The organism is Bacillus sanguinis, from assembly GCF_018332475.1.
Classification (GTDB): domain Bacteria; phylum Bacillota; class Bacilli; order Bacillales; family Bacillaceae_G; genus Bacillus_A; species Bacillus_A sanguinis.
This window is the reverse complement of the sequence record NZ_BOQB01000058.1, coordinates 53,989-72,310: the sequence shown is the minus strand read 5'-3', so window position 1 is coordinate 72,310 and position 18,322 is coordinate 53,989. Positions and strand designations below refer to the sequence as shown.

Here is an 18,322-nt window from a genome sequence, read left to right as displayed (position 1 = left end):
CAAATCCTGTCTTCCCGATTTTCCAAAAACATGGGGCCTTAGCTCAGCTGGGAGAGCGCCTGCCTTGCACGCAGGAGGTCAGCGGTTCGATCCCGCTAGGCTCCACTTATTTTAATATCATTTATGGCGGTGTAGCTCAGCTGGCTAGAGCGTACGGTTCATACCCGTGAGGTCGGGGGTTCGATCCCCTCCGCCGCTACCATAAAGGACCTTTAGCTCAGCTGGTTAGAGCAGACGGCTCATAACCGTCCGGTCGTAGGTTCGAGTCCTACAAGGTCCACCATTAGACGTTTCTATCTCGGAGGTATACCCAAGTTCGGCTGAAGGGATCGGTCTTGAAAACCGACAGGCGGCGAGAGTCGCGCGGGGGTTCGAATCCCTCTACCTCCTCCATTTTTTCTAAAGTAAATATTTTATCATCGCGGGGTGGAGCAGCACGGTAGCTCGTCGGGCTCATAACCCGAAGGTCGCAGGTTCAAATCCTGTCCCCGCAACCAAATGGTCCCGTGGTGTAGTGGTTAACATGCCTGCCTGTCACGCAGGAGATCGCCGGTTCGACCCCGGTCGGGACCGCCATTTTTACATAAAGGCTCGGTAGCTCAGTCGGTAGAGCAGAGGACTGAAAATCCTCGTGTCGGCGGTTCGATTCCGTCCCGAGCCACCATTTTGAAGTCGCAAGCCGACTTAGCTCAATTGGTAGAGCAACTGACTTGTAATCAGTAGGTTGGGGGTTCAAGTCCTCTAGTCGGCACCACTTTCAAAATGAGCCATTAGCTCAGTTGGTAGAGCATCTGACTTTTAATCAGAGGGTCGAAGGTTCGAATCCTTCATGGCTCACCATTTACAATTTAATGCGGGTGTAGTTTAGTGGTAAAACAAGAGCCTTCCAAGCTCTGGTCGAGAGTTCGATTCTCTTCACCCGCTTTTCAATTATGGGCCTATAGCTCAGCTGGTTAGAGCGCACGCCTGATAAGCGTGAGGTCGATGGTTCGAGTCCATTTAGGCCCACCATAATTGTTCCGCAGTAGCTCAGTGGTAGAGCTATCGGCTGTTAACCGATCGGTCGTAGGTTCGAGTCCTACCTGCGGAGCCATATAGAGAAGTACCCAAGTGGCTCAAGGGGCTCCCCTGCTAAGGGAGTAGATCGCTAACGCGGTGCGAGGGTTCGAATCCCTTCTTCTCTGCCAGTAATTGGCCCGTTGGTCAAGTGGTTAAGACACCGCCCTTTCACGGCGGTAACACGGGTTCGAATCCCGTACGGGTCATACTAAAAGAGATAGCATAATCTGCTATCTCTTTTTTGTTGTGTAAAAGTGGACTTTGGATAGTCTGCTTTTTTTTTATAGATCTCACAATTGAACAATAGAGCTTACTTAACTATGGATCGTGACTTAAATATGATAAGGCAAATTACAAGACCTAATACGGAAGAGAGGTAGCAATTACTTCTAATGGTTTATTTAAAAGCACAGTAGAGTATAAAACGTATAAGGTTATAGAGGGAAAACCCGTTAAGTGGGAAGATGAAGTATATGAGTATAAAGTTTGGAATACATTTCGCAAATTATCGAATGTAAATCTATTAAGGATAGCTGATAAAGTTGTAATAGGGAATGAAAGTATTAATAAGAAAAGTGAATTGTATAATAATCAAACGATGGAAAGAGAGATGCAGTTTTACTTGCCATTTGCTTCATATAATAGTTATATAAATGAAATAGAGGAAATAAAAGATGAAAAGAAAGTAGCTGAATTGGCTATATCCTTTGATAAACCGTATAAGGTCTCTGAACTAAAAGGCATGTTACCAGAAGGAGTGCATCCTGTTTGGTATTGGGTAGATACATATTATGATAAAAGATCATATCATTTAGATGATGTTACTCAAAGTGCTTATGAGGTGTACGGTTTTAAAGCAAAACCAGGTGATATTGAATTGGGAAATGGAACAGAAAAAGATTTTCTTTTAGCAATCCAAAGTGGAATGGAGAAAAAGGGAAAATATTATGAGGAGTATGAGCGCATATATAACTACCTAAAAGGAAAGAAAACAAAACCAAGTGAGCAAGATGTAAAAGTTATTGGAGTGGTCGTAACAGGAACGGCTGCGGATTTACAGAAGTTAAATGGTCAAAATTATGTGAAGGCTGCTGTATTAGGAGCTACTGTGGAAAATAAATAATATATAGAAGAAGCTGTCTCTCAATAAGTGATCTACTGGAGACAGCTTTTTTATGCTGTTATTATTGCCGAGTTTTGCCGGTAAGTCGATATTCCTTGTCGAATCGTTGATCTATTTTGAGTTACGGTAGATATATTCTAAAAATCGTCGGTATAATTTCACTTACCAACAAAAACGTAAGAAAACCCTTTTCACAATCTAAAGAAAACGCCTCCATTGAAATGGATTCCACACCTATTCTAATAACTTTACACTCTATGTGAAAAAGTTCACAAATAGGTCATAATTTGTGAAGTAATTCACAATGATACGTGCTACAATATGAATGTAAAGAAGTTAAACAACATTAAATTAGTATTTTAATTAATTACTTAAACAATCATAAAAAAATATATGTGAACAATAGAGAGGGGAAATTAACATGAAAAAAGGTATCAATCGTGTAGTATTAGTAGGAACAGGAGCTGTAGGTTGTAGTTACGCTTACTCAATGATCAACCAAGGTGTAGCTGAAGAATTCGTATTAGTAGATGTTAATGAAGCAAAAGCAGAAGGGGAAGCAATGGACTTAAGCCATGCGGTACCATTCTCTCCATCACCAACAAAAGTTTGGAGCGGTAGCTATGCAGATTGTAAAGATGCAGATTTAGTTGTTATCACTGCTGGATTACCACAAAAGCCAGGTGAAACTCGTTTAGACTTAGTTGAGAAAAATACAAAGATCTTTAAACAAATCGTTCGCGGCATTATGGATAGCGGATTCGATGGAATTTTCTTAATCGCTACAAACCCAGTTGATATTTTAACTTACGTAACTTGGAAAGAATCTGGATTACCAAAAGAGCGTGTAATTGGTTCTGGTACTACTTTAGACTCTGCTCGTTTCCGTTACATGTTAGGTGACTACTTAGATGTAGATCCACGTAACGTTCATGCTTACATCGTTGGTGAACACGGTGACACTGAACTTCCAGTATGGAGCCACGCTACTATCGGTGTACAAAAACTAGAAACAATCTTAGCTAACAACGAACAGTACAAACAAGAAGACTTAGATAAAATCTTCGAAAACGTACGTGATGCAGCTTACCATATCATCGAGCGTAAAGGTGCAACTTACTACGGAATCGGTATGTCACTACTTCGTGTAACTAAAGCAATCTTAAGCAACGAGAACAGCGTATTAACTGTATCTGCATACCTTGAAGGACAATACGGTGAGAAAGATGCTTTCGTAGGTGTTCCAGCTGTTATTAACCGCGAAGGTGTACGTGAAATCGTAGAACTTGAGTTAAATGAAGATGAAAAAGCGAAATTCGCTCATTCTGTAAAAGTATTAAAAGAAACAATGGCACCAGTACTATAATAATTGATAAATCATTCAGGGGCGGGAAACTGCTTCCTACCTCTGAGTTTTTATATAATTTAATATAAATTCCTTTTCCGGTTTCCCTTGTATATCCCCAATATACCCCTTTTGCTGGATCAGGGTCGTTTATAGAAAAGAGCACTCTACTTTATATAGAGTGCTCTTTATTATTATTTTTTAGGAGTTAATCCTAACTTCTTTAAAATATCTGCAAGTATACCGTTTTTTGATTTTTCAACAGGTGTTTGTGATTTAGATGCATCAGGACCTTTCTTCAAAAAGTTCTTTTCAACGAAACGAATATCTTTTTCGTCGACAATGCCATCTTTGTTAAGGTCGCCGTCTTTTACAGATAGTCCTTTTTTACCGTAGTTGCTAGCGATAATTTCTGCATCTTTTATATCAATTACTTTATCTCCATTTACATCACCTGCAAGGTTTTCATCAAGGCGTGCATAATAATATTGGCCAAGTAGCTTACCATCTTTTTCAGTACCTAATTTCGTTGTTAGTCGGCTTGTTAAATGCCCTGGAACCTCTACGTATAAGTTGTAGTCGCGTTTATTAACAGGTAGTCTATTTAGTTTAAAGTAACCGTATTTATCGAGCACACCTTCAAACTTATGACGGTAAGAATCTGTTGCATATACTTTTACGCCAAGCTTTGTATAATCGAATTTTTCGTCTAAATAGCCACGTTCATTTAAGAATGCACCAGGTTTAATATTACCTTCTACGAGTGAGTTTAAAGACATAACTGAGAATGTTTGATCTTGAAGGACGCGCATTCTATTTGGTTCTGATTCACCTTGTTTCCAGTAAACGAACACTGGTAAATCTAATTGAGTATTTGCTTCATAAAATTCATCATTTTCTACTTTGAAAGTAACATCAATGAACGGGAAATCACCATCTAATCCAGCGAAGTTTTTGTCATCGATAGCTCCGCCTACTGTAACAGAACCTTCTTCCAGTTTTGGTTCGTTTACTTTTGCTGTTACCCCTTTTTCAGAAAGGAGTTTTTCAAAAGCAGGATTCAATTTCGCATTTGCAAATTTGAAGTTCTTCTCTAGGAATTTTACGTTAAATTCCCCAGCAACAAATTGTTTCACATGTTTGGCGTTTAGCGTCACAGTGAATTCATCATCTTTATATACTTCTTTTTTATCATAACTAGTTTTCGCATATTGAGCTCCTTGCGGGATAAACCAATAGTTATTGACACCGCTTGGATAGTCAAGTCCTGCAGTTGCATAATCGAAAATATATACGCCTGTGTTCATTGGACCTTCCACTTTAAAGGATTCAGGAGTAATGCCAACTTTAAAGTCACCATTTGCATTAATAGGTAAAAACTTATGCAAGTATGGAGAATAGTCATAATACATAACTCCATTTGCTTCTTGCGTAATGTTTAATCCTTTTCCTTTTAAGTAATCAACGTTAGAATCATATACATTTCCTTTAATCCATAGTGCTTTTTTACCATCTTCTACTGTATAGTTTTCTTCATTTAGTTCATAAATACCAGGTTGTAATCCAGTTAATTTCACCTCTGGCGGTGTATTATCAATTACGACATAATCACCTTTCACACGTGCTTTTCCATCTTTATCATAGCCAACAAACTCAATTGTGTAGTCTCCTTCTGGTAAGTTGATTTTCTCATCACCAATTGGTTTTGCTGGATCATTTGTAAAAGGATACACCTTTCCGTTAAAGAAGGATTCTAAGTAGTAATACACATCAGTTTTTAGGCCACTCGTGTTTAACGTTCCAATGAAGCCGAGTGCTTTATTTGTTTTGGAATCTTTTACGATAAGATCTAACGTTTCAAGTTCGCTATTTAATTGGAATGCCCCGTGAACATATGACTCACCATATGGATTAAACTTTGATGTATCAGTTGAAATTGCTTTTCTTGATAATATCGCATTTTCAATACCAGGTTCTGATACACGAATAGAGAACGGAATTTGATACGTTTCTTCTTTATTTTTCGTGTTCGTAATATGAATATATCCTTCGTATCGGCCTTGTTTTACACCGGCTGGAACATGAATTTTTGCTTCAATTTCATCTGATTTGCCAGCATCGAGAGTAATTGTTTCTGGAACAGAAACTTTTACACCGTTTGCGATAGCGTCGTTAATAGAAGAAGATGCTGGTGTATAAGAAATTTCTGTTTTAAATTCTTTCTTATCTTGTTTATTACGATTTTCAATTTTAATTTTTCGTTTTTGTTCAATTGATTCCCCGTCTTTTTGATAGTATTTACCGAATGCAATGGATCCAGTTTCTTCCGGTACTTCAATCACTTCATCATTTACAATTGTTTTTGTTGTATCTAACACTTTAAAACTTGTTTCCGTGTGAACAGAGTTATAAGCATCTACTCGCCCAGCTCCAACTTCATATACGGAATACTTTTCTTTTAAATCGTCAGCCGTGTTCATAAGAGACGCTTTTACATCGAATGGAGAGTATTCTGGGTGTTCTTGTAAAATAAGAGCAGCAACGCCAGCGATATGAGGAGATGCCATGGATGTTCCTTGCATACGTTCATAGGAAACATCATAGTTTTCGCCCTCTTGTGGGTCGTTAATATACTCAGGTACTGTTGAAAGTACAGCAACACCAGGCGCTGTAATATCAGGTTTAATATCATCATTTGATGTAACAGGACCACGTGAGCTAAAGTCTGCAAGATGATCGCCTTCTGTTTGAATATAGGTAAGTTCGTCAAAGGTAAAGGATGTATTACCTTGTTCGATTTGAGCCTTTAGTTTTTCACCATCTTCTTTCGTTAGGCGGAATGCTGGAATGTATTTTGTACTTTCGCCAACGTAGAAAGGAATTTCTCCGTCCACATTGTTATAAATAATAACGGCTTTTGCACCTGCTTGTTTTGCATTAGCAATTTTTTCATCAAATGACAGTGTACCACGTGCAACGAGAGCGATCTTTCCTTTTACATCTTTCTTACTAAATTCGTCAGGCGTACCAATTCCTACAGATTCAATAGGGAGAGATTGTCCTTTGAAATCTTCTATTTTATCAGTGAAGTTTTTGCCGAATAAAATTAGGTTAGGGAATTGTAATTGTCCCGTATGACCTGATAGTTTTGGTAAGGAAATAGAGCTATCACTTGCTCCAACTGTAATAGCAAATGGAGAAGCACCTGGTGATCCGAGTGTCGCTGGATTTGGACCAGAGTTCCCGGCAGCAACGACTGTAACGACGCCCGAAAGCATCGCGTTATTGACAGCGATAGACGTTGGATCAAGCGGATTGTTGCTATCGTCACCTAACGATAAGTTAATGACGTTCATACCGTCAGAAATAGATTTATCGATTGCAGCAATAATACCTGAACTATCTCCGCTTCCGTATGGACCGAGTACACGATAGTTATATAGTTCAATGTCAGGTGCAACGCCCTTTACTGCTGAATCTGATTTGTTTTTCTTTTGAGCAGAAACGATACCTGCTACGTGAGTACCATGCGCGGTGTAGAAGGAAGAACCGCGGTCATCAAATTCAGGAGCGCCAGATTGTTGCCACTCTGTATAAGTTGTTTCCATCGGATCCGCATCGTTATTAATAAAGTCCCAACCTTTTACGGAATTTGGGTCTACCTTACTAGAATCTTCACCATTTTTTGCGCGATAGCCTTTATACACGTCTTTTAAGTCAGGGTGATTGTAATCAATACCTGTATCTAATACCCCAACTTTAATTCCTTTTCCGGTAATGCCCTCGCTATGTAATTTATCTACTCCAATTTGCGGAATGCTATCTGTTAGTTTTTGAGGTGCTTTTTGCTCTGCTTGTTTTGGTAAATTCAATTTCACTTCATAATCTTTCCAAATACGTTTTACAACGCCAATTCGTAACAATTCTTCCACTGTATTTGCAGGTAACGTTAGAGCGACCCCATTTATAGCGTGCTTATAAGATCGTTTAATTTGCACAGACTGGAAATTCCCTGATTTTACTGATGGGCTAAATTGATACAGACGTTTTAGTCCTTTTTGGAATTCCTCATGTTCTTGATCAATACGTGCCTTTATGTTTTCAGGAGCAGCTTGTAACCCTTTTTCTTTTTGTTTTAATTCATTAATCTTTACTGGAGCAGTTTGAAATTCTACAATGATATTTACAGGCTCAGAACTACTCGTATTAATATCTGGCGAGATAGTAAAACCAGGGTTGGCATCTAACGTTTGTAATGCCTGACGCTGTTCTTTAGAAAGTTTTGATAGTAAAGACTGAGCGTTTGAAGAGTCAATTTGGTTAATAGGATTTTCAGCAAGCACATTGAACGGAAGGGCAGTTGAAAACAGAACGCCAGCCGTTACAATTCCGGTAACAAAACGATTTTTCTTTTTCATGTATAGGCCTCCGATAATTTATATTTTAAAAATTATTTCTCCGTGCCTGGTGTTTGCTCCGCATGGAATGTCCAGTTTAGTTGTAAGGAATCACCCTGGAATTTATTTTGATCTTGTTCGTTGTCTTCAAAAGAGAAGAGCACGTGTAAGGAATCTGTTTCACCAGAGTTAATACCGTCTATTAAGTTATGACGTTCTAGAGAAGTAGCTACATCCTCAGGTTTCATAGTTTTTAATTCTGATAGTTTTGTTTCCCACAAAATTTCATGGTCATCGTTTGGATTAGATGGTTTTCCATCATTCACTAAAAATTTGACGATGATATGATCACCTAAATCTTCACCATCATTATTTTTCTTTGCATCTGTAACTTCATAGGATGTTTCAAGTGCTACTTTTGCAATATCCAATGTTCCTTTATTTTCAAGCGTGAAATTTTTTTCAATTAAATCACCTGGTTTTAAATCTTTCACATTAACAATTACACTCGGGTTAATAGAAAGATCTAGTGTACCAGCTTGAAATGAGTTAATAGATGTTTCAGAATCACTGAAATAGGCGAATACACCGCCGAATGTAAGGGATAAGCCAAGTGAAGCGGTGATAACTCCCATTCCTACTTTTTGTTTTAATGACATAAGAAAGCCCCCTAGTTAAATTTGTATAGCGACCGTTTGCAACAACGATAAATAAGTAAACATAGTAGTCCGCTATGAATTATAGTTACGAAAGACCGATGTTCTTTATTGAGAACAAGTATATGCTTATGAATTTCGCATTTCAATAAAATTGTGACAAAAAATATTGAGAAACATTTTTTTATGACAGATTATTTTGTTTTGATTTTGAATGGAAAATAGCGTAAAAAATAGGATAAACCCATTAAAATAAAGGTTGAGAAAAAATAATAAGCAAAAATATAGAAGGATAATAAAGCGTTTTCAATGAATATTCGTCAAAATTCGATATTTTACACGGAAATGTGAATAAAAACTAAAATTTTTAAGAAAAAAACGAATGTTTTTTATAAATTAACAAGGATATTGCAGTTTTTCGCAGAAATAGTTAAAGTATAAAAAATTCTGTCATCTTAGTGAGGTGAACATATTGAGTGTAATAAATTGTGAAGAAGTGAAACGAGATGAGTTTCATACAGAAAAGTACTATGACAGTTATAACATCTTTGGGGCACATGTTGTGACGGAAGATGAGATGCGAGGTGTACGATTTACAGTATGGGCTCCTCATGCGAAAGCAATGAGTGTTGTTGGAGATTTTAATGAATGGGACTATGAGCAACATAAGATGCTACAAGTGACAGAAGAGGGCATTTGGTCCTTGTTTATACCGCATATTGAAGAAAGAGAAATATATAAATATGCGATTGAAACGATGGCTGGTGATGTCATTTTCAAGGCGGATCCGTATGCTGTGTATGCAGAAGTAAGACCGAATACGGCATCTGTAGTTTTTGATATAAAGGGATACGAATGGAATGATAAAAACTGGAATCGTAAGAAAAAGAAAAAACCGGTTTATAAAGAAGCGATGACGATTTATGAATTACATTTCGGTTCTTGGAAAAAGAAAGAAGATGGAACACTGTATTCTTACAGGGAAGTGGCAGAAGAACTCATTCCTTATGTGGTGGAACATCAATTTACACATATTGAAATTATGCCACTTGTTGAGCATCCATATGATCGTTCTTGGGGATACCAAGGGACGGGATATTATGCAGCAACGAGTAGATTCGGCACACCACATGATTTGATGCATTTTGTCGATGAATGTCATAAATATGGAATCGGTGTCATTTTAGATTGGGTGCCGGGGCATTTTTGTAAAGATGCTCACGGTTTATATTTGTTTGATGGGACACCGACTTATGAATATAAAGATAAAGATGTGCAAGAGAATCCAGTATGGGGAACTGTCAATTTTGATTTAGGAAAGAGGGAAGTACGTAATTTCTTAATTTCAAATGCGTTATTTTGGATGAGATATTTCCATATTGATGGTTTCAGAGTGGATGCAGTTGCGAACATGCTGTACTGGAATAAAGAAGGACAGGAGCAAAGTAATGAGCATGCTGTTTCATTTTTACGAGAGTTAAATGAAGCGGTGTTTGCAGAAGATGAAGATTTTCTTATGACAGCAGAAGATTCAACGGCTTGGCCACTTGTAACAGCCCCAACGTATGAAGGTGGGCTTGGATTCAATTACAAATGGAATATGGGCTGGATGAATGATGTGCTGAAGTATATGGAGTGTGCGCCTGAGTACAGGAAGTATATTCATGAAAAAATGACGTTTTCTTTAATATATGCTTATTCTGAAAACTTCATATTACCGCTCTCTCATGATGAAGTCGTTCATGGGAAAAAGTCATTATTAAATAAAATGCCAGGAGAGTACTGGGATAAGTTTGCTCAACTTCGTTTATTATATGGATATTTCTTTACTCACCCAGGAAAGAAATTACTTTTCATGGGAGGAGAATTTGGGCAGTTTGATGAGTGGAAAGACCTTGAGGACTTAGATTGGAATTTACATGATTTTGAAATGCATCGTTATATGCATGATTACTTTAAAGAGCTCATAGCATTGTATAAGCGCTCCAAACCACTTTGGCAGCTTGATCATTCGCCTGAAGGATTTCAGTGGATTGATGCTAATAATCATGAGCAAAGTATTTTCTCGTTTATCCGCCAAGGGGATAAACAAGAAGATGCGTTAGTTGTCGTATGTAATTTTACGAAAGCTACATATGAAAACTATAAAGTAGGTGTACCAGATTTCGAGTATTATAACGAGATTTTAAATAGTGATGCTGAGCAATATGGCGGCTCGGGGCAAGTGAATAAGAAACGTCTGAAGGCGATTCAAGAACCGTATCATAATCAAGCGGCACATGTAGAAATTACAATTCCACCATTTGGCGTATCCATATTACGACCAGTGAAGACGAGAAAGGGGAGCAAAAAACAAGATGGCTCAAAAACAAAAGTGCGTAGCAATGTTACTAGCAGGGGGAAAAGGTAGTCGATTAAGTGCATTAACAAAAAATTTAGCCAAGCCAGCTGTTCCATTTGGTGGTAAATATCGCATTATTGATTTTACGCTAAGTAACTGCGCGAATTCTGGTATTGAAACGGTTGGGATTTTGACGCAATATCAACCGCTCGAACTTCATAATTACATCGGAATCGGCAATGCGTGGGATTTAGACCGAGTAAGCGGTGGAGTCACAGTGTTACCTCCTTACGCGGAGTCTTCAGGGGTGAAATGGTACACTGGTACGGCAAGTGCCATTTATCAAAACTTAAACTATTTAAGTCAGTATGAACCAGAGTATGTTCTGATTTTATCAGGCGACCATATTTATAAAATGGATTACAGTAAAATGCTAGATTACCATATTGAGAAAGAAGCGGACGTTTCGATTTCTGTTATTGAAGTGCCGTGGGATGAAGCGAGTCGTTTCGGTATTATGAATACGAACGAAGAGATGGAGATTGTTGAATTTGAAGAAAAACCGCAATTTCCAAGAAGTAACCTTGCATCAATGGGAATTTATATTTTTAACTGGGCAATTTTGAAAGAGTATTTAGAGATGGATGCAAGAAATCCTGAATCTAGTAATGATTTCGGAAAAGATGTACTTCCGCTGTTATTAGATGAAGGGAAGAAGTTGATGGCGTACCCGTTTGAAGGATATTGGAAAGATGTTGGAACGGTGAAGAGCTTATGGGAAGCGAATATGGATTTACTACGCGATGAAACATCGCTGAATTTAAACGATCGTAATTGGCGTATTTATTCTGTGAATCCAAATGAGCCACCTCAATATATTGCGGAGCAGGCAAAAGTAGAAGAATCACTTATTAATGAAGGATGCGTCATTGAAGGGGACGTGAGGCATTCTGTGTTATTCCAAGGGGTGACGGTGGAAGAAGGTAGTATGGTTATTGATTCTGTCGTTATGCCAGGAGCGAAGATTGGTAAAAATGTTGTAATTGAGAGAGCGATTGTTGGATCGGAAATGGTTATTGAAGATGGAACAATTATTCGTCCAGAAAAAAATGTTGACGATGTAGTACTCATTGCTGAAGGAAAATAGAAAAGGGGGATGAAATGAATGGGAGAAAAAATGTTAGGAATTATTAATGCAACGGGAAGTTTTCCTTCCTTAAAGAAAGTAACAGGGCATCGTTCACTAGCGGCGTTACCGTTTGGGGGCCGTTATCGACTCATTGATTTCATGCTTTCAAATATGGTGAATTCTAATATTCATAGTGTAGCGGTTTTTACAAGTCATAAAAACCGTTCGTTAATGGACCATGTTGGTTCAGGAAAACAGTGGGATTTAGATAGAAAAAGAGACGGACTGTTTTTATTCCCACCAAATTGCCAATGTGACCAAGATGAATTTGGGTCTTTTGCGCATTTTAGAAGACATATTGATTATTTTCTAAGAGCTAGAGAAGAATACGTTGTTATTACGAATAGCCATCTCGTAACAGCATTAAACTTCCAGGCAGTGTTAGAGCGACATATACATACGGCAGCTGATATTACTGAAGTTTGCCATGAAGGGGTTTCGCTTCAAACATACGTGTTAAAGAAACAATTACTGTTAGATTTATTCGAGTCATATAAAGATGTGGAGCAATATAGCTTATTCGATGTAGTGAGAGAGAAGCGCGGAAAATCACTGCATATTGCTACGTATGAGCATACAGGGTATGTAGCGATTATTGATTCGATTGAAAGTTACTATAAACATAGCTTAGAAATTTTGCAACCTGCTATTTGGAAGCAATTATTTAAGAAAGAAGCACCGATCTTTACGAAAGTAAAAGATGAACCACCAACTCGCTATTTAAAGGGTGCAACTGTGAAAAATACAATGATTGCAAACGGCAGTATTATCGAAGGTGAAGTAGAAAATAGTGTTATTTCCCGTTCTGTTAAAATTGGGAAAGGTTCAATTGTTCGTAATAGCATTATTATGCAAAAGAGCCAAATTGGAGATAACTGTATAATAGACGGTGTTATTATTGATAAAGATGTGAAAATTGGTGATGGTGTTGTGCTAAAAGGAAACGCCGATGAGCCATACGTTATTGAAAAAGGAAGCGTTCAAAGCAGTACGATTAATAGTTATTCTTAAGAAATCAGTGGGGGTTTTTCCTCCACTGATTAAAGTTTTAATTCAAATGAAAACTCGAAGGGAGGAAGCTGCAAGGGAAGTAGTATAAGCTTTTCGTGCAGTGGGACAACAAGTGAATATTTTATTTGCAGTATCAGAATGTGTACCATTTGTTAAATCGGGAGGATTAGCTGATGTAGCAGGTGCGCTCCCAAAAGAGCTGAAAAAATTAGGTGTGGACGTTCGCATTATACTCCCGAATTATAGTCTTATTCCGCAAAAATTAAGGGATGGATGTACGTTACATAAAGTAATTAACGTCCCGCTTGGGTGGAGAAATCAATATTGCGGAATTTTAAAAGGTGAGCAAGACGGGATTACGTATTACTTAATAGATAATGAGTATTATTTTAAGAGGGATTCTCTGTATGGTCATTATGATGATGGAGAGCGTTTTTCTTATTTTTCGAAAGCAGTTTTAGAGTGTATTCCGCATCTTGATTTCGAAGTGGATGTTCTTCATAGCCACGATTGGCATACAGCTATGGTGAATTTCTTACTACGTGAAAAGTATCAAGATAACCCATTATATGAGCATATTAAAACGGTATATACGATTCATAACTTGCAGTTCCAAGGTGTATTTCCTCCTGAAGTGATGTACGACTTGTTAGAACTCGGTGATGAATATTTCCATAGTGAGCAGTTAGAGTTTTATGGAAATGTGAACTTTATGAAGGGCGGGATTATCGCTTCTGATCAAATTACAGCGGTTAGCCCGACATACAAAGAAGAAATTCAATATGAGTTTTTCGGTGAGAAGTTAGATGGATTGTTGCGAAAATATAATGGTAAGCTTAGCGGCATCGTAAATGGAATTGATACGAGCGTATATAATCCAGAAACGGATTCGTATATTACTGCTCAGTACGATGCAGATTCATTATATGAAAAGAATGAAAATAAACGCGCTTTGCAGCGTTATTTTGGTTTGCCAGAAAAAGAAGATACGCCAATTATTTCGATGGTAACGAGATTAACGAAGCAAAAAGGTCTTGATTTAGTACGTACTGTATTCCGTGAAATAATGGAGGAAGATGTACAATGTATTATTTTAGGGTCAGGTGATTCAGAATATGAGCAATTCTTTGAGTGGATGGCGTATGAGTATCCTGAGAAGGTAAAAGTGTATATCGGCTTTAATGAAGAATTAGCTCACCAAGTATATGCGGGAAGTGATTTATTCTTAATGCCATCACTATTTGAACCATGTGGCCTTGGACAACTTATCGCATTAGCGTACGGTACGATTCCGATTGTAAGAGAGACAGGCGGATTAAATGATACTGTACAATCTTATGATGAAGAAACGGGAGAAGGAAATGGTTTCAGTTTCACGAACTTTAATGCACATGACATGTTGCACACGGTTCTTCGTGCAATGGAATTTTATCATGATAAACCGGTATGGGAGCAGCTTGTAAAACAAGCGATGACTGAAGATTATAGCTGGGAGAAGTCAGCTCTTGCTTATAAAAAATTGTATAAAAGTCTCATGGAATAACATGTAGGTGGTGAAGAAATGTTTACTCATGTTGAAAGTTTCAAATCAGCTTTTCTAGAAAAGTTAGAGACGATGTATGGGAAAAGTTTCAAAGATTCTACAACTCGTGATCAATACAATACGCTTGGGTACATGGTACGTGAGTATATGAATAGTCAATGGATTGCAACGAACGAAAGCTATCGGTCGGGAGAGCGAAAGCAAATGTATTACTTGTCCATTGAGTTTTTACTTGGGCGTTTGCTTGGAAGTAACATATTAAATTTAGGCATCAGGGATGTATGTGAGCAAGGGCTTTCTGAGCTTGGGATTTCGTTGCAACAATTAGAAGAGGTGGAAGCAGATGCGGGTCTTGGAAATGGTGGCCTTGGACGATTAGCAGCCTGTTTCCTTGATTCACTTGCATCTTTAAACTTACCAGGTCATGGCTGTGGAATTCGTTACAAACACGGCTTATTTGATCAAAAGATTGTTGATGGTTATCAAGTTGAATTTCCAGAACAGTGGCTTCTTCATGAAAACGTATGGGAAGTAAGAAGGCATGATCAAGCTGTAGAAGTAAGTTATTTCGGCAATGTTGAACCACTATACATTGATGGGCGTTTAGAGTTCAGGCATACGAATGCAGAAGTGATCATGGCAGTACCATATGACGTTCCGGTAGTAGGTTATGAGACAAGTACCGTAAATACACTTAGACTTTGGAATGCTGAACCGGTTCCTTTCCCGCAAAATTGCAAAGATATTTTGAAATATAAGCGTGAAACAGAGGCAGTATCGGAGTTTTTATATCCAGATGATACGCATGATGAGGGGAAAATACTTCGTTTGAAACAACAGTATTTCCTCGTATCAGCAAGTTTGCAAAATATCGTTCGTATGCATAGAGAAAGATATGGTGACCTTCGTCAATTACATGAGAAAATTGCGATTCATATTAATGATACACATCCAGTTTTGGCGATTCCAGAACTAATGCGTATTTTATTAGATGAAGAAAAACTAGCATGGGAAGAAGCTTGGCACATAACAACGCAAACGATTTCTTATACGAATCATACGACGTTATCAGAAGCACTTGAAAAATGGCCAATTCACATTTTTAAACCGTTATTACCGAGAATTTATATGATTATTGAAGAGGTTAATGAACGTTTCTGTCATGAACTTTGGGAACGTTATCCGTATGAATGGCATCGTATTGAAGAGATGGCGATTATTGCGCATGATCTTGTGAAAATGGCTCATTTAGCAATTGTCGGCAGCCATAGCGTAAACGGTGTAGCAAAAATTCATACGGAAATTTTAAAGCAACGTGAAATGCGATTGTTTTATGAGTTTTATCCAGATAAGTTTAATAATAAAACGAATGGAATCGCTCATAGACGCTGGTTAATGAAGGCGAATCCGCAGCTGACGAACCTTATTTCAGAGGCGATTGGAACAGAGTGGAAGAAAGAACCGATTAAGCTTCAAGAGCTACAATTAGTTCAATACGATGCGAGTTTCCAAGAGAAATTTGCAGCGGTAAAACAAGAGCGTAAAGAGATTTTAGCGGAGCGTATTCATAATAAAATGGGGATTACAATTGATCCTAATTCTATTTTTGATGTGCAAGTAAAAAGACTGCATGCTTACAAACGACAGTTATTAAACGTTCTTCATATTTTATATTTGTATAACCGTTTGAAAGAGGATGCTAGTTTTACATTTTATCCGCGTACTTTTATTTTTGGAGCGAAAGCATCACCTGGCTATTATTATGCGAAAAAAATCATTAAATTAATAAATGAACTCGCAAGGAAAGTGAATAATGATCCGTACGTAAGCCAATATATGAAAGTTATCTTTCTAGAAAACTATCGAGTGTCTGTAGCGGAAGATATATTCCCAGCTGCGGATGTGAGTGAGCAAATTTCAACTGCGAGTAAAGAAGCATCAGGAACAGGGAATATGAAATTTATGATGAATGGTGCGATTACACTCGGAACGTTAGACGGAGCGAATGTTGAAATAAAAGACCGGGTCGGTGATGATAACTGTTTCATTTTTGGCTTAACAGCGGAAGAGGTTCTTCATTACTATCAAAATGGTGGATATCGTGCAAGTGATTATTATCACCACAATATGCATATTAAAAAAGTAGTAGATCAGTTAACGAATGGTTTCTTTGCACATTCGGGAGCTGAATTTGAAGCGATTTATGATTCTCTCGTAATTCAAAATGATGAATACTTCGTTCTGCGAGATTTTGGTCCATATGCAGAAAGGCAAGAAGCTGTTGGTAGAGCGTATGAAAACCGAACGAAGTGGCTAGAAATGTCGATTTTAAATATTGCACAGTCTGGTCATTTTGCGAGTGATCGAACGATTTTACAGTATAGTAATGAGATTTGGAGTATTGGTAATGCGGTTACACAGTATTAAGTGAAAGCCCTTTTTGAAGGCACATTGAGACAAAGTGTAAAAATTAATAATACGTATAGAGATGCGAAAGTGTATTCACTTTTAAAAGAAAAATATAATCACTTAAAAAACCGAGCTTAATCTCATTAAGCTCGGTTTTCCTTTTTTGCTTAAGAAAGAAATGGAATAGCCGTATATATGATACCTGTTCCATCATATTCTCCTGTCGCAAAGTATGAAAATGTAAAGAAACCTGTAAACGAAAAAATTACAATGAGAAAAAGTGCAAAGATAAATTTTAGCATGTAAGGTCCCCTCATCCAAAAATAATTTCATATATTATTATAGTATAAGGATATTTAATTTCCAAATGTTTACTGGTTAAAAATGAGAAGTCAGACATGTTTTGTATGTTGTCATGGCATGATTATTTGTAATAGATTTTGTGTTTTTTGTAAAAGTCATGTTGTGATGAACGTGTGCATATTCCCAATCTTGTTCATTAAAATGGACATTGCGCGGAGGGAGAAGAGGAACGACATCAAATAAATTAACAAAGCGAAAGCTACTAGCTACTTGTAGTTTATAATAATTACGAAATGCAATGTCGCCCACTTTTGGAGAGGCGAATGTGTAAAGACCGTACTGTGCGAAGGCGGTGTTGATACGCGCATCGAGTATATGTAGTGTGGCGAGCGCACCGCCTAAGCTATGACCTGTTGCAAGAAGTTTCTTATGGGCCGGTAGTGATACGAGCATATCCATAATAGAATCTCGGCAAGATTCATAAATGGAAAGAAAGCCGTTATGGACATTTCCGCTGTTTAAAGCATATGGGTATGGTTTTTGGTTAACGAGTGAATCGATAATCCAGTCTGTGTCTGTTTGTGTCCCGCGAAAAGCTACAATAATGGTATCCTCAGATTCTAGTATGAATCCGAACCATTCTGTCGTTTGAATGGTTTTTCCTTGAAAGCCTTGTACATATTGAAAACCATCTGGTATTTCAAAAATCCCATTTTGTTTATATTGTTCATACGTTAGCTCACAACAAGAAGCTAACAGTATGGCAGTATCTTTATCGAAGGATAAAGGAGTACGCATTAAGAAAACCCTCCTTACGAAAAGGTATAGTTTAATATATGCAGTGAGGGACTTGATTCATTCTTTTGGAGGGGGCAAATAGTTTGTATCGCTTATCTAAATTAGTGGATGAAACTATAGCGACTTATGGAAGAATCATGCCAAAATA

At 37.7% G+C, this 18,322-nt stretch carries 10 protein-coding genes, 14 tRNA genes and 1 pseudogene; 21 read left to right on the top strand and 4 right to left on the bottom strand.

The annotated features are described in order from the left end of the window. Positions 1-32 precede the first annotated feature (32 nt). The 16 genes and pseudogenes from KI369_RS08520 to KI369_RS08445 all read left to right on the top strand — a co-directional run bounded on the left by KI369_RS08520 (position 33) and on the right by KI369_RS08445 (position 3,548). Positions 33-105 (top strand) — tRNA-Ala (locus KI369_RS08520). 20 nt (positions 106-125) lie between these two features. Beyond that, positions 126-202: transfer RNA gene (locus tag KI369_RS08515), tRNA-Met, on the top strand. A gap of 4 nt (positions 203-206) precedes the next feature. Continuing rightward, positions 207-283 (top strand) — tRNA-Ile (locus tag KI369_RS08510). A 17-nt stretch (positions 284-300) separates the two neighbouring features. Continuing rightward, positions 301-393: transfer RNA gene (locus tag KI369_RS08505), tRNA-Ser, on the top strand. A gap of 27 nt (positions 394-420) precedes the next feature. Next, positions 421-497: transfer RNA gene (locus KI369_RS08500), tRNA-Met, on the top strand. A 3-nt stretch (positions 498-500) separates the two neighbouring features. Then, a tRNA-Asp gene (locus KI369_RS08495) sits at positions 501-576 on the top strand. Positions 577-588: 12 nt separating this feature from the next. Further along, positions 589-664, top strand: a tRNA-Phe gene (locus KI369_RS08490). Positions 665-678: 14 nt separating this feature from the next. Beyond that, positions 679-754 (top strand) — tRNA-Thr (locus tag KI369_RS08485). A 10-nt stretch (positions 755-764) separates the two neighbouring features. Continuing rightward, positions 765-840 (top strand) — tRNA-Lys (locus tag KI369_RS08480). A gap of 13 nt (positions 841-853) precedes the next feature. Beyond that, a tRNA-Gly gene (locus tag KI369_RS08475) sits at positions 854-924 on the top strand. A 10-nt stretch (positions 925-934) separates the two neighbouring features. Further along, positions 935-1,011, top strand: a tRNA-Ile gene (locus tag KI369_RS08470). A gap of 7 nt (positions 1,012-1,018) precedes the next feature. Beyond that, positions 1,019-1,093, top strand: a tRNA-Asn gene (locus tag KI369_RS08465). Between the two features lie 3 nt (positions 1,094-1,096). Next, a tRNA-Ser gene (locus KI369_RS08460) sits at positions 1,097-1,187 on the top strand. 6 nt (positions 1,188-1,193) lie between these two features. After that, positions 1,194-1,265 (top strand) — tRNA-Glu (locus tag KI369_RS08455). Positions 1,266-1,346: 81 nt separating this feature from the next. Continuing rightward, positions 1,347-2,182 (top strand): annotated as a pseudogene (locus KI369_RS29750) (anti sigma factor C-terminal domain-containing protein); the annotation flags it as partial. Between the two features lie 421 nt (positions 2,183-2,603). Next, positions 2,604-3,548, top strand: a complete 945-nt coding sequence (locus tag KI369_RS08445; RefSeq protein WP_000715344.1) for an L-lactate dehydrogenase — start codon at positions 2,604-2,606, stop codon at positions 3,546-3,548. 173 nt (positions 3,549-3,721) lie between these two features. Here KI369_RS08445 and KI369_RS08440 read toward each other — a convergent pair whose 3' ends face one another. Further along, on the bottom strand, positions 3,722-7,945 hold the full coding sequence (locus KI369_RS08440; protein WP_212955665.1) for a S8 family serine peptidase: 4,224 nt from the start codon (positions 7,943-7,945) through the stop codon (positions 3,722-3,724). Between the two features lie 32 nt (positions 7,946-7,977). Further along, on the bottom strand, positions 7,978-8,583 hold the full coding sequence (locus KI369_RS08435) for a CalY family protein (RefSeq protein ID WP_212955664.1): 606 nt from the start codon (positions 8,581-8,583) through the stop codon (positions 7,978-7,980). A 469-nt stretch (positions 8,584-9,052) separates the two neighbouring features. On the opposite strand from KI369_RS08435, the gene glgB reads away from it, so the two are divergent. The 5 genes from glgB to glgP all read left to right on the top strand — a co-directional run bounded on the left by glgB (position 9,053) and on the right by glgP (position 17,091). Beyond that, positions 9,053-10,990, top strand: a complete 1,938-nt coding sequence (glgB, locus tag KI369_RS08430) for a 1,4-alpha-glucan branching protein GlgB (RefSeq protein WP_212955663.1) — start codon at positions 9,053-9,055, stop codon at positions 10,988-10,990. Then, positions 10,938-12,068, top strand: coding sequence for a glucose-1-phosphate adenylyltransferase (gene glgC / locus KI369_RS08425; protein WP_048529685.1), 1,131 nt, complete (start codon positions 10,938-10,940; stop codon positions 12,066-12,068). Before glgB ends, glgC begins: the two co-directional genes overlap by 53 nt. 18 nt (positions 12,069-12,086) lie before the next feature. Further along, entirely contained in the window at positions 12,087-13,121 is a 1,035-nt protein-coding gene (gene glgD / locus KI369_RS08420; RefSeq protein ID WP_212955662.1) for a glucose-1-phosphate adenylyltransferase family protein, read from the top strand. A gap of 112 nt (positions 13,122-13,233) precedes the next feature. Further along, positions 13,234-14,664, top strand: coding sequence for a glycogen synthase GlgA (glgA, locus tag KI369_RS08415; protein ID WP_212955661.1), 1,431 nt, complete (start codon positions 13,234-13,236; stop codon positions 14,662-14,664). Positions 14,665-14,682: 18 nt separating this feature from the next. Then, a complete protein-coding gene (glgP, locus tag KI369_RS08410) occupies positions 14,683-17,091 on the top strand; it encodes a glycogen/starch/alpha-glucan phosphorylase (protein ID WP_212955660.1) in 2,409 nt (802 codons plus the stop codon). 149 nt (positions 17,092-17,240) lie between these two features. Here glgP and KI369_RS29625 read toward each other — a convergent pair whose 3' ends face one another. Both KI369_RS29625 and KI369_RS08405 read right to left on the bottom strand, forming a co-directional pair. After that, positions 17,241-17,375: a hypothetical protein gene (locus KI369_RS29625; protein WP_000911067.1), complete on the bottom strand. Its 135-nt coding sequence runs from the start codon at positions 17,373-17,375 to the stop codon at positions 17,241-17,243. 76 nt (positions 17,376-17,451) lie between these two features. Next, on the bottom strand, positions 17,452-18,174 hold the full coding sequence (locus tag KI369_RS08405; protein ID WP_048529676.1) for a lipase family protein: 723 nt from the start codon (positions 18,172-18,174) through the stop codon (positions 17,452-17,454). Positions 18,175-18,322 lie beyond the last annotated feature (148 nt).

Bases quoted from the DNA above. Each gene is read 5' to 3' on its own strand.
- glgD (WP_212955662.1), top strand. From the start codon at position 12,087: ATGGGAGAAAAAATGTTAGGAATTATTAATGCAACGGGAAGTTTTCCT.
- glgP (WP_212955660.1), top strand. From the start codon at position 14,683: ATGTTTACTCATGTTGAAAGTTTCAAATCAGCTTTTCTAGAAAAGTTA.
- KI369_RS08445 (WP_000715344.1), top strand. From the start codon at position 2,604: ATGAAAAAAGGTATCAATCGTGTAGTATTAGTAGGAACAGGAGCTGTA.
- KI369_RS29625 (WP_000911067.1), bottom strand. From the start codon at position 17,375: ATGCTAAAATTTATCTTTGCACTTTTTCTCATTGTAATTTTTTCGTTT.
- glgC (WP_048529685.1), top strand. From the start codon at position 10,938: ATGGCTCAAAAACAAAAGTGCGTAGCAATGTTACTAGCAGGGGGAAAA.
- KI369_RS08405 (WP_048529676.1), bottom strand. From the start codon at position 18,174: ATGCGTACTCCTTTATCCTTCGATAAAGATACTGCCATACTGTTAGCT.
- KI369_RS08440 (WP_212955665.1), bottom strand. From the start codon at position 7,945: ATGAAAAAGAAAAATCGTTTTGTTACCGGAATTGTAACGGCTGGCGTT.
- KI369_RS08435 (WP_212955664.1), bottom strand. From the start codon at position 8,583: ATGTCATTAAAACAAAAAGTAGGAATGGGAGTTATCACCGCTTCACTT.